The sequence below is a fragment of the Burkholderia sp. Bmkn7 genome (genome assembly GCF_041103175.1).
GTDB classification, from domain to species: Bacteria; Pseudomonadota; Gammaproteobacteria; order Burkholderiales; family Burkholderiaceae; genus Burkholderia; species Burkholderia cepacia.
Genome location: NZ_JBGCUH010000002.1, coordinates 2,446,975 through 2,470,120, shown reverse-complemented (window position 1 = coordinate 2,470,120; position 23,146 = coordinate 2,446,975). Strand labels below are relative to the sequence as shown.

The 23,146-nt window shown below is 68.8% G+C and carries 22 protein-coding genes; 8 read left to right on the top strand and 14 right to left on the bottom strand.

The window, feature by feature from the left end; genetic code table 11:
- Nucleotides 1-130 precede the first annotated feature (130 nt).
- The 3 genes from AB3K92_RS16940 to AB3K92_RS16930 form a co-directional block, all read right to left on the bottom strand.
- Entirely contained in the window at nucleotides 131-466 is a 336-nt protein-coding gene (locus tag AB3K92_RS16940; RefSeq protein WP_021161344.1) for a hypothetical protein, read from the bottom strand.
- 257 nt (nucleotides 467-723) lie between these two features.
- On the bottom strand, nucleotides 724-1,053 hold the full coding sequence (locus AB3K92_RS16935) for a hypothetical protein (RefSeq protein WP_369465471.1): 330 nt from the start codon (nucleotides 1,051-1,053) through the stop codon (nucleotides 724-726).
- A 175-nt stretch (nucleotides 1,054-1,228) separates the two neighbouring features.
- Nucleotides 1,229-2,788 (bottom strand): DHA2 family efflux MFS transporter permease subunit, encoded by a 1,560-nt coding sequence (locus tag AB3K92_RS16930; protein ID WP_021161342.1) that lies wholly within the window; start codon nucleotides 2,786-2,788, stop codon nucleotides 1,229-1,231.
- On the opposite strand from AB3K92_RS16930, the gene AB3K92_RS16925 reads away from it, so the two are divergent.
- Entirely contained in the window at nucleotides 2,787-3,107 is a 321-nt protein-coding gene (locus AB3K92_RS16925; protein WP_369465470.1) for a hypothetical protein, read from the top strand. The two genes, AB3K92_RS16930 and AB3K92_RS16925, sit on opposite strands and share 2 nt — an antisense overlap.
- A gap of 93 nt (nucleotides 3,108-3,200) precedes the next feature.
- Here AB3K92_RS16925 and AB3K92_RS16920 read toward each other — a convergent pair whose 3' ends face one another.
- Complete coding sequence (locus tag AB3K92_RS16920; RefSeq protein WP_369465468.1) at nucleotides 3,201-4,103, bottom strand: LysR family transcriptional regulator; 903 nt, start codon at nucleotides 4,101-4,103, stop codon at nucleotides 3,201-3,203.
- Nucleotides 4,104-4,248: 145 nt separating this feature from the next.
- On the opposite strand from AB3K92_RS16920, the gene AB3K92_RS16915 reads away from it, so the two are divergent.
- Nucleotides 4,249-6,279, top strand: coding sequence for an FUSC family protein (locus AB3K92_RS16915; RefSeq protein WP_369465467.1), 2,031 nt, complete (start codon nucleotides 4,249-4,251; stop codon nucleotides 6,277-6,279).
- A 91-nt stretch (nucleotides 6,280-6,370) separates the two neighbouring features.
- Here the strand turns inward: AB3K92_RS16915 and AB3K92_RS16910 are convergent, their stop codons facing one another.
- Together AB3K92_RS16910 and AB3K92_RS16905 are read right to left on the bottom strand one after the other, a co-directional pair.
- Complete coding sequence (locus AB3K92_RS16910; RefSeq protein WP_369465466.1) at nucleotides 6,371-7,291, bottom strand: bestrophin family protein; 921 nt, start codon at nucleotides 7,289-7,291, stop codon at nucleotides 6,371-6,373.
- A 12-nt stretch (nucleotides 7,292-7,303) separates the two neighbouring features.
- Nucleotides 7,304-9,628, bottom strand: a complete 2,325-nt coding sequence (locus AB3K92_RS16905) for an FdhF/YdeP family oxidoreductase (RefSeq protein WP_059488099.1) — start codon at nucleotides 9,626-9,628, stop codon at nucleotides 7,304-7,306.
- Nucleotides 9,629-9,783: 155 nt separating this feature from the next.
- Here AB3K92_RS16905 and AB3K92_RS16900 point away from each other — a divergent pair, with 155 nt between their 5' ends.
- Complete coding sequence (locus tag AB3K92_RS16900) at nucleotides 9,784-11,205, top strand: PLP-dependent aminotransferase family protein (protein WP_369465465.1); 1,422 nt, start codon at nucleotides 9,784-9,786, stop codon at nucleotides 11,203-11,205.
- 51 nt (nucleotides 11,206-11,256) lie between these two features.
- Here AB3K92_RS16900 and AB3K92_RS16895 read toward each other — a convergent pair whose 3' ends face one another.
- Nucleotides 11,257-12,507, bottom strand: coding sequence for a mechanosensitive ion channel family protein (locus tag AB3K92_RS16895; protein WP_021162634.1), 1,251 nt, complete (start codon nucleotides 12,505-12,507; stop codon nucleotides 11,257-11,259).
- Between the two features lie 493 nt (nucleotides 12,508-13,000).
- On the opposite strand from AB3K92_RS16895, the gene AB3K92_RS16890 reads away from it, so the two are divergent.
- Nucleotides 13,001-14,719 carry a SulP family inorganic anion transporter gene (locus tag AB3K92_RS16890; RefSeq protein WP_369465464.1) on the top strand — a complete coding sequence of 573 codons (1,719 nt, stop codon included), beginning with the start codon at nucleotides 13,001-13,003 and terminating at the stop codon, nucleotides 14,717-14,719.
- A gap of 8 nt (nucleotides 14,720-14,727) precedes the next feature.
- Here AB3K92_RS16890 and AB3K92_RS16885 read toward each other — a convergent pair whose 3' ends face one another.
- The gene (locus tag AB3K92_RS16885; RefSeq protein WP_111998776.1) at nucleotides 14,728-15,603 is read right to left on the bottom strand and encodes a LysR substrate-binding domain-containing protein; all 876 of its coding nucleotides are present in this window, start codon (nucleotides 15,601-15,603) and stop codon (nucleotides 14,728-14,730) included.
- A 95-nt stretch (nucleotides 15,604-15,698) separates the two neighbouring features.
- Here AB3K92_RS16885 and AB3K92_RS16880 point away from each other — a divergent pair, with 95 nt between their 5' ends.
- Complete coding sequence (locus tag AB3K92_RS16880; RefSeq protein ID WP_081061174.1) at nucleotides 15,699-16,298, top strand: LysE family translocator; 600 nt, start codon at nucleotides 15,699-15,701, stop codon at nucleotides 16,296-16,298.
- 36 nt (nucleotides 16,299-16,334) lie between these two features.
- Here AB3K92_RS16880 and AB3K92_RS16875 read toward each other — a convergent pair whose 3' ends face one another.
- From AB3K92_RS16875 to AB3K92_RS16855, 5 genes are all read right to left on the bottom strand, one after another.
- A complete protein-coding gene (locus tag AB3K92_RS16875; RefSeq protein WP_059864022.1) occupies nucleotides 16,335-17,789 on the bottom strand; it encodes a DHA2 family efflux MFS transporter permease subunit in 1,455 nt (484 codons plus the stop codon).
- Nucleotides 17,786-18,349 (bottom strand): isochorismatase family protein, encoded by a 564-nt coding sequence (locus tag AB3K92_RS16870; RefSeq protein WP_048022483.1) that lies wholly within the window; start codon nucleotides 18,347-18,349, stop codon nucleotides 17,786-17,788. Before AB3K92_RS16870 ends, AB3K92_RS16875 begins: the two co-directional genes overlap by 4 nt.
- 68 nt (nucleotides 18,350-18,417) lie before the next feature.
- Nucleotides 18,418-18,873 carry a MarR family winged helix-turn-helix transcriptional regulator gene (locus tag AB3K92_RS16865; protein WP_081076235.1) on the bottom strand — a complete coding sequence of 152 codons (456 nt, stop codon included), beginning with the start codon at nucleotides 18,871-18,873 and terminating at the stop codon, nucleotides 18,418-18,420.
- Nucleotides 18,874-18,946: 73 nt separating this feature from the next.
- Nucleotides 18,947-19,180, bottom strand: coding sequence for a hypothetical protein (locus AB3K92_RS16860; protein ID WP_021162054.1), 234 nt, complete (start codon nucleotides 19,178-19,180; stop codon nucleotides 18,947-18,949).
- 41 nt (nucleotides 19,181-19,221) lie between these two features.
- Entirely contained in the window at nucleotides 19,222-20,304 is a 1,083-nt protein-coding gene (locus AB3K92_RS16855) for a serine hydrolase (RefSeq protein ID WP_369465463.1), read from the bottom strand.
- Between the two features lie 230 nt (nucleotides 20,305-20,534).
- Here AB3K92_RS16855 and AB3K92_RS16850 point away from each other — a divergent pair, with 230 nt between their 5' ends.
- Nucleotides 20,535-21,524 carry a hypothetical protein gene (locus tag AB3K92_RS16850; protein WP_369465462.1) on the top strand — a complete coding sequence of 330 codons (990 nt, stop codon included), beginning with the start codon at nucleotides 20,535-20,537 and terminating at the stop codon, nucleotides 21,522-21,524.
- Here the strand turns inward: AB3K92_RS16850 and AB3K92_RS16845 are convergent.
- A complete protein-coding gene (locus tag AB3K92_RS16845; RefSeq protein ID WP_059854141.1) occupies nucleotides 21,521-21,799 on the bottom strand; it encodes a hypothetical protein in 279 nt (92 codons plus the stop codon). The two genes, AB3K92_RS16850 and AB3K92_RS16845, sit on opposite strands and share 4 nt — an antisense overlap.
- 51 nt (nucleotides 21,800-21,850) lie before the next feature.
- Here AB3K92_RS16845 and AB3K92_RS16840 point away from each other — a divergent pair, with 51 nt between their 5' ends.
- Nucleotides 21,851-22,726, top strand: a complete 876-nt coding sequence (locus AB3K92_RS16840) for a LysR family transcriptional regulator (protein WP_021162050.1) — start codon at nucleotides 21,851-21,853, stop codon at nucleotides 22,724-22,726.
- Nucleotides 22,727-22,800: 74 nt separating this feature from the next.
- Nucleotides 22,801-23,085, top strand: a complete 285-nt coding sequence (locus AB3K92_RS16835) for a transcriptional regulator (RefSeq protein ID WP_122982904.1) — start codon at nucleotides 22,801-22,803, stop codon at nucleotides 23,083-23,085.
- Nucleotides 23,086-23,146 lie beyond the last annotated feature (61 nt).

The following is a 23,146-nucleotide window of genomic DNA, read 5'->3' as shown; positions in this document are numbered from 1 at the left end:
CCGTTGAAAGGGAATCGTGGGTGCGATTCTCTCATCGACGGCCACCCGGATGAAAATATTCGGCGTGCGCGCCGGCGGGCCGGCGCGCAGGAGCGAGCCGGGCGGGCGCCCGGCATCGGCGGGGGTCGGATCAGATCAGGCAGCGTGCGAGCGCGAAGCGCATCGTTTCCTCGGGCGGCTCGCTGCCCGAGCCGCGCACGACCTTGACGACCGAACCGTTGCCCGACGGCGTCAGCGTGACGAAGTAGGAGTTCGAGCCGACGGCGATATCGGTCACGCCGTTGTGCTGCGATTGCTCGGTGCCCGGCAGGCGGCTGTCGAGGCAGTTGGCGATCGCGTAGGCCGGACGTTGCGACGACACGTACATCATCGGCGCCGCGCCGGACGAGGCGGCCGAGTCGGACGACGGCGCGGAACCGCAGGCGGCGAGCAGGGCGGCGGGAAGGAGCAGCAGGAATCGTTTCATGGTGGGTCGTCGTGGGTCTCGTATCGAGGCTGGGGCGCGGGGTAGGCGAAACGCGAAGCTTCGCGACGAAACCGCCCGGAATCGGGCCATGTTTGACGGACGACGATGCGGCAGGCGGCTGACGACGGAGTATACCCGCAGCATTTGAAGCCGTTGGCGCGTTGAAACGATTCGATACACAACAAGCACCCGCTGCCGCACGGCGGCAGCGGGCGTTTCAGGTGGTGGCGAATGGGCACCTGCCGGTGTTGTCGATCTTATTGGCCGATCTGGTGGCTGACCGCATTTTCCTGCTGGTTCAGCACGTGCTGTTCGCTCTTCGTGATGTGGCTGCGATCCTGCGCAGCCATGTCCCGCTCTTCCCGGCGGATCTTGCGGTCGTCACGGTGCAGGCGCGCGGCCTGTGCGTGCGACATCTCGCCTTCCTTCACTTCGTGATGGATCCGGCGATTCTGGTTTGCGAGGCGCTGGTTGACCTCTTCGCGGCGCGGATGCACCTGTTGCCACGGCGTGTCGGCGAACGCGGTGCCGGTCAGTACAGACATCAGGGTGGCGGCAATCGCGAGATGGCGCGTCAAGGCTCGCATGGTGTTTTCTCCTGTCGTTGCGCGCCCGGATCGTGAGCGCTTGTCCAGAAAACGCGGCGCGGGCACCGGCTGTTGACGTTTCCGCCTGTATCGATTGCAAGTCTTTATTACGCCTGCGGGTGACGACGCGAGGCCCGGCGAGCGCGACGCAGGGCCCGGCCGGCGCGCATCCGGATCAATGCGCGCCGGCCGCCGCCGCGTCGGCATCGCCGCCGCCCGAGCGCGACGGTTTCGTGATCCAGATCAGCGGAATGATCGCGACGAAGATGATCGCCGATACATAGAAGATGTCGTTCAGCCCCATCACGGCCGCTTGCGAATCGACCGACGTGTTGAAGAGCGCGAGCGCCGAATCGGGGCTCAGGTGCAGCAGCGAGCGCGTCGTGTCGACGTGTTGCGCGAAGGTCGGGTTGTCGATGCTCGCCTGTTCGGTGAGCCGCGCGTGGTGCAGGATCGTGCGGTCGTTCCAGGCGTTGCTGATCAGCGACGTGCCGACCGCGCCGCAGAACGTGCGGCCGAAATTCGACAGGCCGGCGGCGGCCGGGATCTTTTCCGGCGGCAGCCCGGACAGGATGATCGACGTTAGCGGCACGAAGAACATCGCCATCGGGATGCCTTGCAGCAGCGTCGGCAGCACGAGGTCCCAGCGCGACACGTCGGTGTAGAAGGTCGTGCGCATCATGAACACGACCGCGAAGCCGACGAACGCGAGCGTCGCGATGTAGCGCGGGTCGGTGCGCGGCAGCAGGCGCCCCATGACCGGCGTGAGCAGGATCGCGAACACCCCGAGCGGCGCGGTGGCGAGCCCCGAATCGACCGCGCGGTAGCCGAGATAGCCCTGCATCCATTGCGGCAGCAGCACGAGCGTGCCGAAGAACATCCCGTACGCGACCGAGATCGCGATCGTGCCGCCCGCGAAATTGCGCTGCGTGAAAAGCCGCAGGTCGACGATCGGGTTGGCCTCGTGCAGTTCCCACACGAGGAAGAACGCGAAGCCGATCAGCGCGACGATGCCGAGCGCGACGACGACGGGCGAGTTGAACCAGTCGAGATCCTTGCCTTTGTCGAGCATGATCTGCAGCGACGCGACCCACAGCACGAGCAGCAGCAGGCCGACCGTATCGATCGGCAGGCGGCGCGTGGCCGATTCGCGATCGCGGAACACGATCCACGTGACGGCGGCCGCGAAGAAACCCACCGGGATGTTGATGTAGAAGATCCACGACCAGTTGTAGTCGTACGTGATCCAGCCGCCGAGCGACGGCCCCGCGATCGGGCCGACGAGCGCCGTCATCGACCACAGCGCCAGCGCGCTCGACGATTTCTGCCGCGGCCACGCGCCGAGCAGCAGCGCCTGCGACAGCGGCGCGAGCGGCCCGGCGACCGCGCCCTGCAGGATCCGCGCGGCGAGCAGTGTCGGCAGGTTCGGCGCGATCCCGCACAGCCACGACGCGAACACGAACAGCAGGATCGACGTGACGAACAGGCGTACCTGGCCGAAGCGCTGCGTGAGCCAGCCCGTCAACGGAATCGACACCGCGTTCGCGGCCGCAAAGATCGTGATGACCCACGTGCCTTCGTCGACCGACACGCCGAGGTCGCCCGAGATGGTCGGAATGGCGACGTTCGCGATCGACGAGTCGAGCACGTTCATGAACATCGCGAGCGATACCGCGATCGTGCCGATCGCGAGCTTGCCGCCCGACAGCGGGGCGGGAGATGACGGAGTGGACATGGGTTTCCTGCGTAAGAAGCGTAAGATGCTTGACGGCTGCGGCCCGTCGCGGCGGGCACGCGCCACCGCGCACGCACGCGTGCGAACGCGACGCAGGCGCGGCGCGGCTGCTGAACGGAAAGCGCACGGCGCGCGACGCGGCCCGGTAGCCGGGGCCGACGTGTGCGATGTGCGGCTCGATCGGATGCACGAAGCCGTGGCGGGCTTCGGAAGGCGGGATGCTGCCGGTCAGGAAGGCGGGACGCGCGTGACGCGTCTGCGGGCAGCGGTCAGGCGGCTGGCGTCGCCGGTGGAGTCGTTGTGCATCGCGACAGGCTAACGATGTGGCGTGCCGCCATCAACACGGGCCGGCTCATTAATCGATTTCGCGCCGCGCAATAATCGGCGTGCGAACCGGGCCGAACGGTACCGGTTACGGGGCCGGTCGCCATGCGGTGAACAGTTCCGCGAGGAAATCGACGAACGCGCGCACCTTGCTGTCGAGCGTCGCGCGCCGCGGGTACAGCACGTGCAGCTCGACGTCGTCGGCCCGGTGCCAGTCGGGCAGCACGATTTCGAGTTCGTTCCGTTCGAGCCGGCGGGCCGTGTAGTGCGTCGAGGCCAGCGCGATGCCGCCGCCGCTCGCGGCCTGGCGCAGCACCGTCACCGATTCGTTGGTGATCAGCACCGGTCGCACCGGCACGTCGGCGACTTCGCCGGCCGCATTGGTGAGCCGCAGCGTCTGGCCGGGCGCGTCGCGGCCGACGAGCAGCAGGTCGTGCTGCGCGAGGTCCTGCGGCGTGGCGGGCCGGCCGACGCGGTCGAGATAGGCGGGGCTCGCGGCGAGCTTCGCCTGCGACCAGCCGAGCGAGCGTGCGATGTAGCTGGAGTCGGTCAGCACGCCCGCGCGCAGCGCGACGTCGAAGCCGTGTTCGACGAGATCGAGCGGGTTGTTGTCGTAGATCAGCACGAGCTGGACGAGCGGGTAGCGCCGGCGAAATTCGGCGAGCGCCGGCTCCAGTTCGAACAGGCCGATCGAGTAGGGCACCAGCACGCGCAGCGTGCCCTCCGGCGCCATGCGCAGCGCGCGGGCCTGGCGGTCCGCGTCGAGCAGGATGTCCTCGGCGCGCAGGCAGCGCTCGTAGTAGTCGCGTCCGGCCTCGGTGACGGACACGCGGCGTGTGGTCCGGTACAGCAGCTGGACGCCGAGATCGTCCTCGAGCTGCTTGACCTTGCGGCTCACGCGGCTGAGCGGCATGTCGAGTTGCGTGGCGGCGGCGGTGAAGTTGCCGCGCTCGACCACGCGCAGGAATATGCGGATGCTTTCGAAGTTCATACGGGGTGCTTCCGTGTTCGACCTGCGCGCATCTTACCTTCGCCGGCCGGATCGCTCCGTGCGGCGGCGATTATCCTGCCCGGTGCAATAACGCATCCCGTCCACGCGTCTTAGTGGCGGCGGCGCGCGCCCGTATGCTCGCCGCATGAAATTCGCCTTGCCCGATCTGCCGCCGCTTGCGGCCTTTCGCACCGTGCTGCGCGACGCACGGCCCACGCTGCCGCCCGGTGCGGTCGCCTTCGCGTTGCGCAACACGGCCGCGTCGCTGCTCGCGCTCTACATTGCCTTCCGGATGAATCTCGACGACCCGAAATGGGCCGCATCGACGGTGTGGATCGTCGCGCAGGGCAGCCGCGGGATGGGCTTGTCGAAGAGCCAGTACCGGATTCTCGGCACCGCGATCGGCGCGGCCGTCGCGCTCGTGCTGACCGGTGCATTCGCGCAGACCCCCGAGCTGTTCCTGCCGGCGCTCGCTGCCTGGATCGGCCTGTGCGCGGGCGTCGCGACGTTCCAGCGGAATTTCCGCGCCTACGCGGCGGTGCTCGCCGGCTACACGGCCGCGATCGTCGCGATGGATGCGGTATCCGCGCCGCTGCACGCGTTCGACATCGCGGTCGCGCGGTTCCTTTACGTGGTGGTCGGCATCCTGTGCGGCGCGCTGTTCGATACGGTCTTCGCGCCGGGCACGCCGCTGGACGATGTCCGTACGCGTCTCAGGCGCTATCTCGACCGCGCGGCGGCGGTCGGCGCGGGTGCGCTGCGCCGCGAGCCGAACGTCGCGGCCGTGCACCGGCTGTTCGCGGATGCGCTCGAACTCGACACGGCGGCCGAATATGCGGCCACCGGCGCGCCGCCGGTGCGCAACGCGATCGGCCATCTGCGCACGGCGGTGCTGGGCGTGCTGTCCGCTCAGGCCGCGGGGCAGGCGCTGCACGATCACGCGGCGCGCAGCGGCGGCACGCCGGACCCGCTGGTCGCCGAGGCCGCGCAGGTGCTCGACGGCGTGGCGGCGTCGGGCGAAGCGGGCGCCGCGCTCACCGCATTGCGGGCGCGCGTGGACGACGCGGTGCGCGCCGAGGCCGCGGAGCCGTCCGGCCCGGACCCGTCGCGCCTGCTCACGCTCGACCGGCTGGCGGCGCTGCTTGCCGGGTTCGACGCCGCCTTTGCGGGCAACGCGCAGCTGGACCTGCCGAATCCGCCGGCGTCGCGGGTGCGTTATGCGTTCCACCACGATCCGGTGCTCGCGTGGCACAACGGGATGCGCGCGTTCATCGCGGTGCTGGTCGCCGCGGTGTTCTGGATCGTGACGGCGTGGCCGTCGGGCGCCGGGTTCGTCGCGATCACGGGGGTGGTCTGCGCGCTGTTCTCGACGCGCCCGAACTCGGTGGGCGCCACCGTCGGCTTCCTGAAAGGCGCCGCCTGCGCGGCGGTCGCGGGTGCCCTTTGCAACTTCGTGCTGCTGCCGGCGGTGTCGGGCTTCGAGATGCTCGCGTACATCCTCGGCGTGTTCACGATCGGCGCGGGCATCGCGATGCGCCATCCGCGTGCGGTCGGCATCGGCAGCGGCTTCTCGATCTTCTTCTGGAATTTCACGTCGCCGGACAACACGGCGCGCGTCGGCGACGCCGCCTTTCTCAATTCGGCGCTCGCCACGCTGCTCGGCATCGCGTTCGGCGCGATGGTGTTCGCGCTCCTGTTTCCCGGCGATCCCGGCGCGAGCCGGCGGCGCCTGCATAGCGCGGTGCGCGGCGACCTCGCCCGCATCGCACGCAATCCGCGGGCGTGGCCGGCGAGCGCGTGGCTGAGCCGCACGGCCGACCGTCTCGGGCGCGAGCTCGGCTTCGCGGGCCGTCTGCCGGCCACCCTCATCGAGCGCGACCTGCGCGATTTGCTCGCGGCCTGGACGATCGGCGACAGCCTGTTGGCGCTGGCCGAACTGGCCGCGCGCGAGCCGGCGGCACGCCGTGCGGTCGCGTTGGTACGGGGGCGGGTCGGGCGCGCGGATTTCGCCGGGCTCGAGCGGGCTTGCGGCGCGGCGGCCCGCGTGCTGCTGCGGCGCGTGACCGAGGTCGACAGCGACGACGGGCGCGCGCTGCTGCGCGGTGTCGTGCTGCTGCGGACGATCGCGGAGACGGCGGCCGCGCATGACCGCTTCCTGCGCGGCCGCCGGGATTGACGGGCGGAGGGACTGAGAGGCGGAGGGACGGAGAGGCGGAGGGCGGACGGGCGGACGGGCCGACGGGCGCGCGAGCGGCGGCCCGTGCGCGTCAACTGAGGCGATAGGCCTTGCCGGGCGTCACTTCCGCCGGTAGCGGCTCGCGGTTCAGTTCGAGCAGCGTGCGCTCGATCGTCCGCGTCATTGCGTCGAGCGCGAGATGGTTGGGACCGTCGCCGAACGGTTCGGCGATCGCATGCGCGATCGCGTCGAGCGCGATCAGCGTATAGGCGACGAACACGGTGACGAACGGCGTTGCCGCGCCGATCGAATCGACGAGGCCGAACGGCAGCAGCACGCAGTACGCATAGATCGTCCGGTGCAGCAGCACGTCGTACGAGAACGGGATCGGCGTCGACGCGATGCGCTCGCAGCCGCTCACCATCGCGACGAGATCGTCGAGGCGTGCGTCGAGCATCCACAGTCGCGTATCGGCGAGATGCCCGGCGTAGGCGCGCGCGGCGAATGCTTCGCGCAGTTCGTGAACGATCGCGACCGGCGCATACCGGGCGGCGGCGATGCGCGTACAGGTGGCGCCGTCGAGCAGCGTGCGCAGGTCGGCCGACGGATCGGTGCCGCGCAGCTGATGCTTCAGCGCATAGACGAACGCGACGACCTTGCGCACGAACGCCTGCCGTGACGCGTCGTCATCGTCGATCGCGCCGTAGCAGAGCGCCTGCGACACCAGCGTGCGCGTGGCGGTCAGCACGCCGCCCCACAGCTGACGGCCCTCGCGGTAGCGTTCGTAGCTCGCATTGTTGCGAAACCCTGCGAAGATCGCGAGCGTGAGGCCGATCAGCGTGAACGGCGTCGGGTTCAGCGGCACCTTCTCGCCGAGCACGCGGCCGCCGCCCCACACCGCGACGACGCTGATCGCGAGCGTCAGCACGAGTTGCGGCAGGATGGTCGGCAGCACCGACCCGTTCCAGACGAGCAGCATCCGCAGCCAGTGCTCGCGCGGACGAACGATCATCGCCGTGCTCCGTCAGGCGGCGATCGCTGCCGGCGCGGCCGCTCGATGCAGCAGCACGGGTACCGACTTCGACGTCGGCGTGTTGCACACGTCGCCGACGCTGTCGAGCGGCACCAGCGGGTTGGTTTCCGGGTAGTACGCGCCGATGCAGCCGCGCGGGATGTCGTATTCGACGAGCAGGAAACCGTCCGCGCGCCGCTCGATGCCGTCGTGCCACACGGTTTCCATGTCGACCCATTCGCCGGCCTTCAGGCCGAGCATCGCGAGATCGTCGCGGTTGGCGAACACCACGCGGCGCTGGCCGAACACGCCGCGATAACGATCGTCGAGCCCGTAGACGGTCGTGTTGTACTGGTCGTGCGAGCGCGTCGTCATCAGCGTCATCAGGCGTTCGCCGTGCAGCGCGCGGGCGCGCTGGATCGGCGTGTCGGCGGGCAGCGGGTGCGCGATGAAGTTCGCCTTGCCCGTCGGCGTGAGCCATTCGCGGTCGCGCGACGCGACGCGCAGGTGGAAGCCGCCCGGCCGCGCGATGCGCGTGTTGTAGTCGTAGAAGCCGTCGAGCGTGGCCTCGATCGCGTCGCGAATCTTCGCGTAATCGTCCTTGTAGGCGAGCCAGTCGACCTTGCCGCTGCCGAACAGCGCATGGCCGATGTGCGCGACGATCGCGGGCTCCGACATCAGGTTCGGCGAGGCCGGCTTGTTCATCCCGTACGACACGTGGACCATGCTCATCGAATCCTCGACCGTCACGCCTTGCGCGACGTTGTCCTGCAGGTCGATCTCGGTGCGGCCGAGCGTCGGCAGGATCAGCGCGTCGCGGCCGTGGATCAGGTGGCTGCGGTTCAGCTTCGTCGTGATGTGCACGGAAAGATCGCAGCGGCGCATGCCTTCCCACGTGCGCGGCGTGTCGGGCGTCGCCATCGCGAAGTTGCCGCCGAGGCCGATCAGCACCTTCACGTGGCCTTCGAGCATGCCTTCGATCGTCTCGACGACGTCGTAGCCGTGGTGGCGCGGCGGTTCGAAATCGAACACGTGGCCGAGCCGGTCGAGGAACGCCTGCGACGGCTTTTCCTCGATCCCGACCGTGCGGTTGCCCTGCACGTTCGAGTGGCCGCGCACCGGGCACAGGCCGGCGCCGGGGCGGCCGATGTTGCCGCGCATCAGCATCAGGTTCGTCAGCATCTGCACGGTCGCGACCGAGTGCTTGTGCTGCGTGATGCCCATCCCCCACGTCGCGATCACGCGTTCGCTGCGCGCGTAGAGCTGCGCGAGGCTGTCGATCTGTTCGTACGGCACGCCGCTTTCGGCGGTCAGCGCGGACCAGCTTTCGTTGCGAAGATCGTCGGCAAACGCGTCGAAGCCGGCCGTGTGCTCGCCGATGAACGCGGTGTCGAGCACGCGCGGCGCACCGGCGGCGCGCGCGGCGTCGTCGAGTTCGAGCACGCGCTTCGCCATCCCCTTGATCAGCGCGAAATCGCCGCCGATCGTCGGCTGGATGAACGTCGATGCGATCTTCGTGCCCGACATCGTCAGCATCTCGATCGGGCTTTGCGGATCGGCGAAACGTTCGAGGCCGCGCTCCTTCAGCGGGTTGATCGACACGATCGTCGCGCCGCGCTTCGCGCATTCGCGCAGCTCGCCCATCATCCGCGGGTGGTTGGTGGCCGGGTTCTGGCCGAAGATCAGCAGCGTGTCGGCGTGCTCGAAATCGTCGAGCGTGACGGTGCCCTTGCCGACGCCGACCGACGGCGGCAGCCCGCGGCTCGTCGCCTCGTGGCACATGTTCGAGCAGTCGGGAAAGTTGTTCGTGCCGTACAGCCGCACGAGCAGCTGGTACAGGAACGCCGCTTCGTTGCTCGCGCGCCCGGACGTGTAGAACGCGGCCTGGTTCGGATCGGGCAGCGCGCGCAGGTGGCGCGCGATCAGTTCGAACGCATCGTCCCACGCGATCGGCACGTAGCGGTCGGTCTGCGCGTCGTACACCATCGGGTCGGTGAGCCGGCCGTGCTGCTCGAGTTCGAAGTCCGTCTGTTCGAGCAGCTCGGTGACCGTGTGCGCGGCGAAGAATTCAGGCGTCACGCGCTTGCTGGTCGCTTCGGCGGCCACGGCCTTCACGCCGTTTTCGCAGAATTCGAACGTCGACGCGTGCTGGCGGTCGGGCCATGCGCAGCCCGGGCAGTCGAAGCCGTCCGGCTGGTTCTGGCGCAGCAGCGTGCGGTAGTTGCCGCCGGCGACCTTTTCCTTGATCAGGTTGATCGTGACGGCCTTCAGCGCACCCCAGCCGGCGGCCGGGTGAGTGTACGGTTCGATGCGCGCGGTAGCGGATTTCTTTTTCATGATGCAACGGGTGTCGGGGTCGATGGCCGCAGAGTACGCGCGGGCCCCGTCCGGCTGTGTGTACACCTGTTCGCTTCAAAAAAGAGTACAGTTGCGGCCATTCAGGCAGTGCGGATCGCAACTGTGTTGTTGAAGGGAAGTTGAAAGGGAGGCGCGTGAAGCGTTACGAACAACTGGCCGACGATCTCCAGGCGCAGATCGAGCGTGGCGTATACCGGCCCGGCGAGCGGATTCCGTCGGTGCGGCAGGCGAGCCGGCAGCAGCAGCTCAGCGTCACGACCGTGCTGCGCGCGTACCTCGTGCTGGAAAGCCGCGGCCTGATCGAGAGCCGGCCGCAATCGGGCTACTTCGTCCGTGCGCGCGCGTCGGTGCCCGCCGAGGCGGAGCTGCACATGTCGGCGCCGGCCGCGGAACCGTCGGCCGTGGACGTGAGCCGGCTCGTGCTGTCGACGCTGCGTTCGATCGCGCGCGACGACGCGGTGCCGCTCGGCTCGCCGTATCCCGATGCGTCGCAGTTTCCGGTGCAGCGTCTCGCGCGTTATGCGCAGACGATCGGCCGCCGCCGCACCCGCTGGGGCGTGATCGACGATCTGCCGCCCGGCAACCAGGAGCTGATCCGCCAGATCGCGCGGCGTTACGCGGAGCGCGGGATCGCGGTCGAACCCGGCGAGATCGTGGTGACGATCGGCGCGACCGAGGCGATCAACCTGTGCCTGCAGGCCGTCGCGCGGCCGGGCGACACGATCGCGGTGGAGTCGCCGACGTTCTACGCGATGCTGCACGCGATCGAGCGGATGGGTATGCGTGCGCTGGAAGTCGCGACGCACCCGGGTGACGGCATCGATCTCGACGCGCTCGAACGCATCCTCGAACGCGAGCGCATCGCCGCGTGCATGGTGATGCCGAATTTCCAGAATCCGCTCGGCTTCCAGATGCCCGACGCGCGCAAGCGCGCGCTCGTCGAGCTGCTGGCGAAGCACGACGTGCCGGCGATCGAGAGCGACGTCTATCACGAGCTGCACTTCGGCGACACGACACCGAGCGCACTGAAGTCGTTCGACCGCGACGGGCTCGTGCTGCATTGCGCGTCGTTCACGAAGAGCCTGTCACCGCGCTACCGGATCGGCTGGGCGATGCCGGGCCGCTACCGCGACAAGGTCGAGAAGCTGAAATTCCTGAACACGCTCGCGACGCCCGCGATCGAGCAGCTCGCGATCGCCGAGTACCTGAAACACGACGGCTACGACTTTCACCTGCGGCGCATGCGCAAGCTGTATGCGCAGCAGGCGAGCCTGATGAGCGCGATGGTGCGGCGCTTCTTCCCGGAGGGTACGCGGCTGTCGCAGCCGCAGGGCGGGTATGTGCTGTGGGTCGAGCTGCCGAAGCAGGTCGACGCGATGAAGCTGTATGCGCTGGCCCTCGCGGAGCGGATCACGGTCGGGCCCGGGCACATGTTCTCGGCCGGCACCGATTACCGGCATTTCATCCGGCTCAACTACAGCTATCCGTGGTCGCGGCAGATCGAGGATGCGCTGAAGGTGCTCGGGCGGCTCGCGTCGGAGTGCGCGGCACGGTGAGCGCCGCCATGGCGGCGGCGGGCGGCCGATGACCGGCCGCCGTGTCGCGCGTCATCCCGCGTGCGGCGCCTGCAGCCCGGCTTGCACGGCTTGCCCGGCGCCGGCCATCTGCCGCATGTCGAAACCCGACGGGTGCTGGTACACGCGCAGCCCGAATTCCGGCAGCACCGCGATCAGGTGATCGAACAGGTCGGACTGGATGGCTTCATAGTCGACCCAGGTCGTCGTGTCGGTGAAGCAGTACAGTTCGAGCGGAATGCCTTCGGCCGTGAGCGGCAGTTGCCGCGCCATGCAGGTCATGTCGCGGCGGATGCGCGGATGGCCCTTCAGGTAGTTCGCGACATACGCGCGAAACGTGCCGAGATTCGTCAGCTGGCGGCGGTTCGCCGGGCAGTCGCCGGCCGCGCCGAGCGTGCCGTTCCATTGCTCGATCGCGTCGACCTTGTCCTCGAGATAGTCCTTCAGCAGCGTCAGGCGTTCGAGCCGTTCGATCTCGTCGTTCGACAGAAAACGCACGCTCGTCGCGTCGACGAACAGCGCGCGCTTGATGCGGCGCCCGCCTGCCTCGGTCATCCCGCGCCAGTTCTGGTAGCTCTCGGTGATCAGTTTCCACGTGGGCACCGTGATGATCGTGTGATCGAAGTTCGCGACCTTGACGGTATTCAGCGTGATGTCGATGACCGTGCCGTCCGCACCGGCCGACGGCATCGTGATCCAGTCGCCGATCCGCAGCATGTCGTTCGACGACAGCTGCACGCCCGCGACGAGGCCGAGCAGCGTGTCCTTGAAGATCAGCATCAGCACCGCCGACATCGCGCCGATGCCGGACAGCAGCAGGCCGATCTGCTTGCCGGTTGCGTCGCCGATCACGACGAGCGCGGCCGTGATGAACATCACGAGCTTGACGAGCTGCATCGCGCCTTTCAGCGACAGGCGCGGCTGGTCGCGCTGGTACGTGCGATGCGCGTGTTCGAGCGCCGAAAGCGTCGCGCTCACGGTCATCGTCACGAGGAACACGATCAGCGCGAACAGCACCTTGTCGGCGACCTGCGCGGCCGTATCGGGAATGCCGGGCACCGCGCCGAGCCCGAGCTTGATCACGACGAACGGGACGATGCGGTTCAGCCACTTGAATGCGCCGAACTCGAACAGCGCGTCGTCGACGCGCGTGGCGGAAAGCCGCGCGAGCCGCGCGACCACGCGGAACAGCAGGAAATGGACGACGGCGGTGATCGCGCCGGCGGCGGCGAGCAGGATGAGGATGCCGACGAGCGGCTCAAACCAGGATTCGTTCAGGGTCATAGGGGCAAACAGGGGCCTTCTCGTGCGTTGAATCGGCGCCGCGACGCGACGCGCGCCCGGTGAAGGGCACATGAAAGGGACCGTGATTGTGCCATCGGGTTCCAGGCACGTCGCCGTGAATGCACGGCGCGCGGCTCCCGGATCGGCTCACCATTGCGCAGGTCTCCTCTGCAATCGGGTGACGGCGGATGACGAAAGCGCGTCACCGCAAGCCGGTGCGCGTGCGGGTCCCCGGATGCGCCTCTGGTTCGTCCGGAATCGGCGCGATGCCGCTGCGGCGGGCCTGTGCGCTTCAGTGCGCGTGCACGGCGATCCATGCAATCATGCGGGCGTCGCAGGGTTGTCGACGTGCCGTCCGCCTTGGCGCGCGGGCCCTCCGTCGACGGTGAGCGACACGTGCCGTTTTCGCGCACTTGCCATGCGATGCCTGCCAGGGGCACGATGCGCGAACGACTTCGCGAACCACGTCACCCCGTATTCACGCACTTCACGCATGCAAGATTCCAACGAAAGCCGCCCGTCAGGCGTGCGGCTGCTGAAAGGCATCCTCCCGATCCGCCGCGGCGGGGTCGTCCGCGACATTCTCGCGGGCATTTCGCTCGCGTCGATGGACATCCCGCAGGTGCTCGGCTATGCGCGCATCGCCGGCATGCCGGCCGTCACGGGCCTCTACACGGTGTTCCTGCCGCTCGTCGCGTTCGCGATCTTCGGCGCGTCGCGGCATCTGGTGGTGGCCGCCGATTCCGCGACCGCGACGATCTTCGCGAGCCGGCTGTCGTCGATGGCGCCGGCCGGCAGCGCCGAATACGTGGCGCTGGCCGGCATGGTCGCGCTGCTGACCGCCGCGATGTTGCTGCTCGCGCGCATCTTCAAGCTCGGTTTTCTCGCCGATTTCCTGTCGCGCACGGTGCTGGTCGGTTTTCTCGCCGGCGTCGGCGTGCAGGTGTCGATCGCGATGCTCGGCGACATGCTCGGGCTGGCCGTACCGTACCCGGCGTCGCGCAGCCTCGCGCAGCTCGACTACGTCGTCACGCATCTCGTCCACACGAACCGGCCGACGTTCGCGCTCGCGGCGCTCGTCGTCGTCGCGATTCTCGCCGGCAAGCGGTTCCTGCCGCGCGTGCCGATGCCGATGATCGCGGTCGCGGGCAGCATCGCGGCGAGCGGCATGTTCGGATTCGCCGCGCACGGCATCGCGGTGCTCGGGCCGGTCGCGGGCGGGCTGCCGCCGTTGCGCTGGCCGTCCGTCACGTGGCAGCAGTTCCTCGATCTCGTGCCGGTCGCCGCGTCGTGTTTCGTGATGATCATTGCGCAGAGCGCGGCCGCCGCGCGCGTGTTCGCGCAGCAGTATCGCGAGGACATCGATACCAATGCCGACATCCTCGGCCTCGCGGCCGCGAACGCCGCGGCGGCGGTGGGCGGCGCGTTCGTCGTCAACGGCAGCCCGACGCAGACGGCGATGGCCGACGGCGCGGGCGTGCGCAGTCAGATCGGGCATCTCGCGTTTGCGGCGGTCGTCGCCGTCGTGCTGCTGTTCTTCAGCACCTACCTGCAGTATCTGCCGCATGCGGTGCTGGCCGGCATCGTGTTCACGATCGCGCTCGGGTTGATCAACGTGCGCAGCCTCGCCGCGATACGCAAGGAAAGCCCCGGCGAGTTCACGCTTGCGCTGGTCACGGCCGTGGCCGTCGTGACGGTCGGCGTCGAGCACGGCATCCTGCTGGCCGTCGCGCTGTCGCTGATGCGGCACGTGCGCCACAGCTACCAGCCGCACACGATGGTGCTCGAACCGGTCGAAGGGAACGGAAGGTGGCAGCCGGTGCCCACGCGGCGGGGGGCGATGACGGCGCCGGGGCTGATCGTCTACCGGTTCGGCTCCGACCTGTTTTTCGCGAACGATCACCTGTTCGCCGCCGAAGTGACCGAGCTCGTCGATGCGGCGCCGGTGCCGGCGCGCTGGTTCGTCGTCGATGCGGGGGCCGTCACCGATATCGATTATTCGGCCGCGCGCACGCTGACCGATCTCGTCAGGATGCTGCACGCGCGCGGGATCGGCGTGCTGTTCGGGCGTGTCAACCGCTACCTGCGCGCGGACATGGATCGCCACCGGATCACGGAGATCGTCGGCGCGTCGTGCATCTTCCCGACGCTGCACCAGGCGCTCGAGGCCGCCGGCACGACGCAGGCGCCGCAGGAGCCGGGCACCGTGTAGCGTCGGCCCTATGCGGCCGCACGCAAGCGCGCGAAGCCGTTGCGCAGGTGGCGCGCGAGTTCCGTCGCGGCCGGCGTGTGCTGGCCGCGCGGCAGATGAAGGTTGATCGCGAAGTTCGGCAGCGCGGGCAGGCCGCTGCCGGCCGGCAGGATATCGAGATCGGCCGGCACGGTCGACGCGAGCCATGCGGTCACGGCGAGGTCGGAGCGCACGGTCGCGGTGGTGGCGTCGATGCTGCCGTTCTCGAACACGGTACGCCACGCGCGATCGCAGCTGCGCAGCGCGTCGAGCACCGTCGGGCGGAACGCGCAGGTCGGCGCGACCATCGATACGGGCAGCGGCGTGTTCCGGTACGCGGTGCCGCCTTTCGCACCGACCCAGACCAGGCGGTCGACGGCGATGCACTCGCCGCGTGACGGCCCGACCGGCGCCTCGATCAGCGCGACGTCGAGTTCGCCCTGCGCGAGCCCCCGGTGCAGCTCCGGCGACGCCTCGCACACGAGCGTGAGCGCGACCTGCGGATGCGCCTGCGCATAGCCCTTCAGGATCGGCGCGAGACAGGTGCCGACGAGATCCTGCGGCGCGCCGAGGCGCACGGTGCCGTCGACCGCGCCGGCCGTCATGTCGGCCAGCAGCGCATCGTGCACGGCGAGCAGCCGGCGCGCCTGCTCTAGCAGCCGCTCGCCGTCCGCCGTGAGCAGCAGGTTGCGGTGCTCGCGGACGAACAGCGGGCCGGCCAGCGTTTCAAGCCGTGCAACTTGCTGGCTGATCGCGCCTTGCGTCAGGTGCAGCGCGCGGCTGGCCGCCGTCATGCTGCGATGATCGGCGACCGTGACGAAGGCGCGCAGCAGCGCGAGGTCGAGATGACGTGCCATGCGACGCATTATGAGCGCTAATGACAGGCATAAAAAGCTTTCGCTGTCGTAATGGCGGGATCGCGCGTAAAACAGGGCTTCGACGACGCCAACCGGGAGCTGCCGTGCCGTTCCGAGACTACCTGCCGCTGATGCTGTTCGTGATCGTGTCCACCGTGACGCCGGGCGGCGCGACGACGCTCGCCACTGCGTCGGGCGCCCATTTCGGCTACCGGCGTTCGCTGCCGATGATGGCGGGCATCGCGGCCGGCCTGGCGTCGATGGCCGCTGCGGCGGCGGCCGGGCTCGGCGGCGTGCTGCTCGCGCTGCCTGCGTTGCAACTCGTGATGAAGGCGGTCGGTTCGGTGTACCTCGTGTGGTTGGCCGTGCGCATCGGGCGCGGCGGCAAGCCGCGACTCGATGCGGAGGTGCACCGGCCGCAGGGATTTCTCAGCGGCGTCTGGATGCTCTGGCACAACCCGAAAGGCTGGGCGATGACGCTCGGTGCGGCCGCGTCGTTTGCCGCGCTCGCGTCCGGCCCGGCCCGCCTCGGCATATTGCTCGGGCTGGCGTTCGGCGTGGCCGCGATGGCGTCGCTGTCGCTCTGGTGTTTCGCCGGGCTGCTGTTCGCGCGGGTGCTGCGCACGGAGCGGCAGTGGCACTGCCTGAATGCGGCGCTCGGCGTGCTGCTCGTGATCTCGATCGTGCCGATGTGGCTGCCGTAGCGGGGCGGCCGCACGTGTCGTGCGGCCGCCCGAAGGTCAGCGCGAACCGGCGCGCGCGGTGCCGGCCGGCTGCCCGCCCGCACCGGCCGACCACAACGGCAGGCGCAGCGTCGTGACGACGCTTGCCGCGTGCAGCACGCAAAGCAGGCCGAAGGCCCACGCATACGCGTTCGCCGGCGTGCCGCCGCCCGCCGCCGATTCGACCTGCAGCCGCCATGCGAGGAACAGCGTGCACACGGTGGTGAACGTCGGGCCGCCGAGACGCTGCACGATATTGAGCGAGGTCGTCGCCATCGGCAGGTTGCGGCGCTCGACCGACGCATACGCGGCGGCGATCGACGGCGCGCCGATCGCGCTCTGGCCCATGCCGCGCAGGAACAGCGCCGGCACGAGCAGGTAAGGATCGTAGCCGGTCAGCGCGAGGAACACGAACGGCAGCGTCGCGGCGAGTGCGAGCAACGCGCCGGCCGAGGCCAGCCGGCGCACGCCGAACCGGCTCGTCAGCGCGCCCATCGACGGATACGTGACGAGCATGCCGAGGCCCATCGGCGCGAGCAGCCAGCCCATTTCGCCGGGCGTGCGCCCGCAGGCCTGGATCAGGAACACCGGAATCAGCATCTGGCCCGCGAACAGCGCGCCGTTCGACAGGAACTGCGTCGACGCGGCCGCGCCGAACACCTTGCCGCGAAACAGCGCAAGGTCGATCAGCGCATCGTCGCCGTTGCGCGTCTCGACCCGCAGAAAGGCGGCGAGCAACAGTGCCGACACGACGATCGCCGCGATGCCGGGCGCTTCGTTGATCCGCTCGATGCCGTACAGGAACAGCACGAGCCCCGGCGACAGCAACGCGAGGCCGACCCAGTCGAGCGTGCGCCGTGGCGCGTCGTTACGGTCGGCGGGCAGGAACCGCGCGGCCAGCGCGAGCGCCAGCACGCCGACGGGCAGGTTCACGAGAAACAGCCAGCGCCACGACGCATGTTGCAGGATCGCGCCGGCCACGACCGGGCCGAGGATCGGCGCGAGCAGCACGGGCACGGCCGCATAGCCGATCACGCGCGCCATCTGCTGGCCGGCGACACGCGCGATCATCATCTGCGCCATCGGCGCGAGCAGCCCGCCGCTGACCCCTTGCAGCACGCGGAAGGCGATCAGCGACGGCGCGGACCACGCGAGCCCGCACAGGGCCGACGTGAGCGTGAACGCCGAGAAGCACCACAGATACAGCGCCTTCGCGCCGATGCGGTCGACGAGCCAGCCGCTCAGCGGCAACACCAGCGTCAGCGCGAGCAGGTAGCCGCTCGTCACCCACTGGATCGTCGACAGGCTCGCATGCAGGTCGGTCGCGAGGCTCGACAGCGACACGTTGACGATCGTCGCATCGAGCTGAGACAGCAGCGAGCCGAGCGTCGCGACCGTGCTGACTTTCCAGATCGACGGATCGAGCCGGCCGGCCGCGTGGCCCGGCGCCGGCTGGATGCGTGGGTCGCTCACGCGCCGCGCCGGTCGAGCAGCGCGACGATGTCCTGCGTCGTGCCCGTTTCGCCGAGGCGCGGGAACAGCCGCTCGACGCTGTTGACGTGAGCGTCCGCCTTGAGGTCGGTCATCGCGTCGATGGCGAGCGTCACGTTGTAGCCGAGCTCGTGCGCCTGTCGCGCGGTCGATTCGACCCCGATGCTCGTCGCGACGCCCGCCAGCACGATCTGCGTGACGCCGGCTGCCTTCAGGTGCGCGTCGAGACCGGTGCCGGTGAAGGCGCCCCAGGTCCGCTTCGTCACGACGTGGTCGCTCGGCTGGCGGTTCAGTTCGGGCACGAGTTCGGTCCAGTCGGCGGGGAGCTGCGCCACGGGCGGCGATTGCTCGGTGCGGCCCGGTGCGCCGCCCGCGACGTTGACCAGCACGACCGGCAGGCCGCGGCTGCGGAATGCGTCGAGCAGTTCGCGGGCGTGGGCGATCACCGGCGCGACCGGGTGCGCGGTGGGGAGGGCGACGATGCCTTTCTGCAGGTCGATGACGACGAGTGCCGTGTTCGTGTCGAGACGGGTTGCGCTCATGATGGGGGCTCCGTGGAGGGGACGAGGAAAGCCGTGCGCGCGAATGCCGCGGGGCGCGCGGGCCGGGTTCACTGCTCGCCGATGCGGCGGATCAGCGGGATTGCGGCGGCGAGCGTGTCGATGTCTGCGGGGTCGAGCTGCTCGATCGCGGCGCCGAGCCACTTGTGCTTGGCGGCGTTGCGCTTGAGCCGCGCGTCGAGGCCGGCCGCGGTCAGCCGGAACAGGATCTGGCGGCCGTCGGTCGGATGCGGTTCGCGCTCGACGAGACCGTCTTCCTCGAGGCTCGCGAGAATCGCCTTCATCGATTGAGGCTTCATCGCTTCGGCGCGCGCGAGATCGGCGGTCGTCATCGGCCCGTGCCGCTGGAGTCGCGCGAGCGCGCTTGTCTGGGACATGCCGAGCCCGTCGGATTCGATCGCGGAGCGGAGCCGGCGGATCAGCTGGCCGACCGCGAGGGTCAGGTCGGCAGCGACGATATCGGCGGGAACGCCGGATTTGCGTGGAGGGTTCATGCGGCGGATCATAGAACACGACAGTTAAACTTGCAAGTTTAACTGTCGAATTGGCCGCCGGGTCGAGCTAGGGCCGGGTGTTCGGTTACGCGCCGCGGAGCGGGACCGGTACGACCTCGTTGTATCTCGGGGTCGCGTTTTCGTGCAGCAGGTCGCCGAGGTATTGCGCGAGTTCGTCGGCGGCGAGCGCGGACGGAATGTGCAGGTTGGCCGCGCGTCGCTTGCCTTCGGTGCCGAGATCGAACACGGCCCAGCGGCCGTCCTTGCGCACGACGGCGAGTAGACGGCCGAAGGCGTTGAAGCGGTATTCGTCCTGCATGGCTGCGCTCCCGTAGGTGAATGCGCCGGCCGCCCGCGCGCTCACTGGATCGAGCAGGACAGCCAGCGATGGATCTTGATGGCATCGCTCGAGACGCCCGCACGCGTCGGTGCGCCGAGCAGCACGACCGTTTCGCGGCGGCCCTTCACACGCATGCGCATCACGACGCCGTGCCCGGACTCGTTGATGAAGCCGGTTTTCTGCAGCCGGATCGGCAGGCGGCGGTAGCGGACGAGCGGGTCGGAATTCACGTACACCAGCTCGCCGTCGCCCGGGCGCACGGTGGTCGACGTATCCGTCGAGAAATAGCGGATCAGCGGGTCCTGCGCCGCCGCGCCGACGAGCTTCGCGAGATCCTCGGCCGTCGACACGTTGTGCGGCGACAGGCCGGTCGGCTCGCGGAAGTGCGTATGGTGCATGCCGAGCCGGCGCGCTTCGCGATTCATCGCGTTGACGAACGCGGCGCGCCCGCCCGGATAGTCGCGGCTCAGCGCAGCGGCCGCGCGGTTTTCCGACGACATCAGCGCGATATGGAACATCTCGCGGCGCGACAGTTCCGAGCCCACCTGCAGGCGCGAGCCGGTGAACTTGATCGTGTCGCGGTCGCGCGCGGTCACGCGCAGCACGCCATTCAGCGGACGGTCGGCGTCACGCGCGACGACGGCCGTCATCAGCTTCGAGATCGACGCGATCGGCCGCACGCTGCGTGCGTTGCGCGCCAGCAGCGGGGTGCCGGTGTCGACGTCGAGCACGTAGGCCGCACGTGAATGCAGGGTATTGAGCGCGCGCGGGGAGTAGCCGCAGCTTGCCATCAGGCGCGGTTTCGCAGCGGCCGGGCGCTGGCGGACGGCGTTCGTGCGCTTCGCGCGGCGATGCGGGGCCGGGGCGGCGTGACGCTTGATCGTCTGATGCTTCGCACTCGGGCGACGATGCTTGACCGCCTTGTGCTTGCGGTGAGGTTTCTTCTTGACGGCTTTCTTGTGCGGATGCGCGTGGGCCTGCGCGGTGCGATGCGGCTGCACGCGCTGCGCGGACGCGTTCGCGGCGAACGCGAGCAGCAGGAACGAGAGGGCGAGGATCAGCGTGGTCCGGGCGCGAGGCACGCGCGCGATGAGGCCGGTCAAGCGAAAGTCTCCTTTCCACGCGCGAAGTGGCGGCGCGGAATGCATGGGCGGTCAGCGGGTGCGGGAAATTATAAGGTCGTTCGCGGGAGGATGACGATAGCAGCCGGCCGTCGGCGCGCTGTATTGCCGGCTGCCGCCGCGGTGCGCCGCGTTTTGCGTCGATATGTCGCGCCGGCGTGACAAACGATGGTACGCCCGGCAAGATGGCGAGCTCATCGTCAGGAGAACCCATGTCACGCCAACCGCACGCGCTGCCCGTGCTGCCGCTTGCATCGATCGACAGCCTGTCCGCGACAGGTGAACTCGTTGCCTTCAACGTCGGCGCGGACGATGCGTTGTACATGGCATTTGCACTGGAACCGCTCGATGACCGCGCACGCTCCGACGGCGCTTCGTTCGCGATCACGACCCCCTCGGCTGCGCAGCGCCATCGCTTGATTGCGTGGCGGGACGGCGACACGCTGCTCGATCTCGTCGTCGACAACGAACCGTTCGATATTCACGAGATCCAGCCGGTGGGAGACGATCTGCTGCTGGTCTGCTGTCGATCCTCTTATCGCGGGCCGGACGATTTCGACCTGAACGGCCGCCTCTATCGCCGCGACGGCACGCGTTGCGGAGAAATACTGCTGGGCGACGGCATCCAGTCCGTGCAGGTCACGGGCACGGGAGAGATCTGGACGTCCTATTTCGACGAAGGTGTCTTCGGCAATTTCGGCTGGGAGGCGCCGGTCGGGGCGCCCGGACTGGTCGCCTGGAGCCGGCGCGGCGAGCTGCTGCATGCGTTCTCGCCGCCCGAGGGACTGGGCCCGATCGACGATTGTTATGCGCTCAACGTTCAAGGGGACCACGACGTCTGGCTGTATTACTACAGCGAATTCGCGCTCGTCCACTTGCGCGACCGGCAGCCTGTTGCGTCATGGCGTATTCCGGTCAAGGGCAGTCACGCGTTCGCGGTGATGGAAGACCAGACGCAGCACAGTGAATGCGTGGCGCTGTTGTGCGGGGCATACGGCGATCGCGACGTGTTGCAGCTCGTGCGTCTGGGCACCGATGGCCAGGTACGGGCGGTACGCGCGTATCGCATGCTGAATGGTGGCTCGGCGCCGGTGGGCGTGGCACGCGCGGTCGGCCGTGGTCGTGCGCTGTACGTTGTCGGCACGGACGACAACGTGTATCGGATCGACATGGCGGGGCTTTGCGCGGCCGATACCGCTTAACGCGGCCAGTTCCGCCGCGACACGACCGCGAAACTGATCGCGATCGACCCCGTTACCACGCGCGGCGGCGGGTCGTCGAGCGCATCGCCGAAGCGAAAACGGCGGCTGCGTCCGTCGCTGCGTTCGGCACGACGTTTCGGCGCACGCGTATCGGCCGCGGCGGTGCGTTCGTTCGCGACGGCCGTATCGCACGGCTGGTCGGCCACGCAGTCGGCGGCATGATCGAGGGGCATGACAGTCGGTTCCGGGAAGGGCATGCCCGTATTGAACGTCATTGCATTCGATCGGTAAAATGAATGTTTCAATCGTTACGATTCCTTTTAAGAATGGAATTGAAACTGCTGCGTACGTTCCTGACCGTCACCGAGCTGTGCCATTTCAGCCGCGCGGCCGACGCGCTGCACATGAGCCAGCCGGCACTGAGCAAGCAGATCGGCGCGCTGGAGGCGAGCCTCGGCGGCAAGCTGTTCGAGCGCGGGCGGCATGGCGCGGAGCTGACGCCGTTCGGTGAGCGTTTCCTTCCCGATGCGCAGGCGCTCGTGCGCGATGCCGACGAGATCCTCGCGCGCGCACGGGAGGCGACCAGCGGGCAGCGCGGGCATCTGCGGCTCGGCATTTGCCTGTCGGTGCTGACGATCGTGCCGAAGCGGGTCGCGGAGTTTCGTCGCCGCAATCCGGGCATTGCGGTCACGTTGAGCGACCTGTCGTCGTCCGAGCAGACACGCCGGCTGCGCGCGGGCAAGCTCGATGCCGGGTTTCTGCGCCTGCCGTCCGACGAAGGTTTGTCGTCATTCAAGGTGATCGACGAGGGGCTCGCGCTGGCGGTGCCGCCGCATCTCGGCTTCAAGCGCGTGCCGGCCGATCTCGACGTGCTCAACGAGATCGGCTTCATCGCGCTTCAGCGTGCGCGGGGCCCGGGGCTCGCCGCGCAGATCGATCGATGGTGCGTCGAGCGCCGCTTCGTGCCGCACGTGACGCAGCAGGCCGAGGACGTGCAGTCGGTGCTGACGTCGGTCGCGGCCGGTGTCGGCGTCGCATTCATTCCGTCGCGCGCGCAGTACCTGCTGCGCGATGCGACAGTGCTGCCGCTCGATGGCCGGGATGCAAAGTGGCGCGTCGGGCTTGCGTGGCGGTCGGATCGCGACGATCCCGTGACCACGCGCTTCGTGTCGTTCATGCGTGCCGCGATCAAGGACGCCTGACGGACGAAGCGATATAGTCTCCGCAATCGGCGCTGAATGCGCGAATGAATACCTGTCTGCTACGGACCGAATCGATGACCTCAGAATCCGACGAATCCCCGCTCGATCCCGCACTCGTCGCGACGCTCGCAACGCTGAACGACGCCGCGAGCGATCCGGCCGGCAAGACCTGGTCGCTGCCGAAGATCGCGAAACGCGCGCAACTGCCGATGAGCACGCTGCGCCGCGTGCTGACGCAGCTCGACGCCGCCGGCCTGAGTGCGACGACGCTGAACGAAGACGGCACCGGCAGCGCCGCACTGACCGACGAAGGGCGCGCCGTTTGCGCGCAACTGTTCGGCGCGAACGACACGCAATGAAAAACGGGCCGCTGGAAGCGGCCCGTCGTCTGGCGGTTCGGTATGCGGTTCGATGCCGCAT

Coding starts and splice junctions, on each gene's coding strand:
- AB3K92_RS16890 (WP_369465464.1), top strand. CDS start 13,001: ATGCAAGATTCCAACGAAAGCCGCCCGTCAGGCGTGCGGCTGCTGAAA.
- AB3K92_RS16915 (WP_369465467.1), top strand. CDS start 4,249: ATGAAATTCGCCTTGCCCGATCTGCCGCCGCTTGCGGCCTTTCGCACC.
- AB3K92_RS16920 (WP_369465468.1), bottom strand. CDS start 4,103: ATGAACTTCGAAAGCATCCGCATATTCCTGCGCGTGGTCGAGCGCGGC.
- AB3K92_RS16910 (WP_369465466.1), bottom strand. CDS start 7,291: ATGATCGTTCGTCCGCGCGAGCACTGGCTGCGGATGCTGCTCGTCTGG.
- AB3K92_RS16870 (WP_048022483.1), bottom strand. CDS start 18,349: ATGAGCGCAACCCGTCTCGACACGAACACGGCACTCGTCGTCATCGAC.
- AB3K92_RS16895 (WP_021162634.1), bottom strand. CDS start 12,507: ATGACCCTGAACGAATCCTGGTTTGAGCCGCTCGTCGGCATCCTCATC.
- AB3K92_RS16845 (WP_059854141.1), bottom strand. CDS start 21,799: ATGACGTTCAATACGGGCATGCCCTTCCCGGAACCGACTGTCATGCCC.
- AB3K92_RS16865 (WP_081076235.1), bottom strand. CDS start 18,873: ATGATCCGCCGCATGAACCCTCCACGCAAATCCGGCGTTCCCGCCGAT.
- AB3K92_RS16935 (WP_369465471.1), bottom strand. CDS start 1,053: ATGCGAGCCTTGACGCGCCATCTCGCGATTGCCGCCACCCTGATGTCT.
- AB3K92_RS16885 (WP_111998776.1), bottom strand. CDS start 15,603: ATGCGTCGCATGGCACGTCATCTCGACCTCGCGCTGCTGCGCGCCTTC.
- AB3K92_RS16925 (WP_369465470.1), top strand. CDS start 2,787: ATGGGTTTCCTGCGTAAGAAGCGTAAGATGCTTGACGGCTGCGGCCCG.
- AB3K92_RS16905 (WP_059488099.1), bottom strand. CDS start 9,628: ATGAAAAAGAAATCCGCTACCGCGCGCATCGAACCGTACACTCACCCG.
- AB3K92_RS16860 (WP_021162054.1), bottom strand. CDS start 19,180: ATGCAGGACGAATACCGCTTCAACGCCTTCGGCCGTCTACTCGCCGTC.
- AB3K92_RS16850 (WP_369465462.1), top strand. CDS start 20,535: ATGTCACGCCAACCGCACGCGCTGCCCGTGCTGCCGCTTGCATCGATC.
- AB3K92_RS16840 (WP_021162050.1), top strand. CDS start 21,851: ATGGAATTGAAACTGCTGCGTACGTTCCTGACCGTCACCGAGCTGTGC.
- AB3K92_RS16835 (WP_122982904.1), top strand. CDS start 22,801: ATGACCTCAGAATCCGACGAATCCCCGCTCGATCCCGCACTCGTCGCG.
- AB3K92_RS16940 (WP_021161344.1), bottom strand. CDS start 466: ATGAAACGATTCCTGCTGCTCCTTCCCGCCGCCCTGCTCGCCGCCTGC.
- AB3K92_RS16930 (WP_021161342.1), bottom strand. CDS start 2,788: ATGTCCACTCCGTCATCTCCCGCCCCGCTGTCGGGCGGCAAGCTCGCG.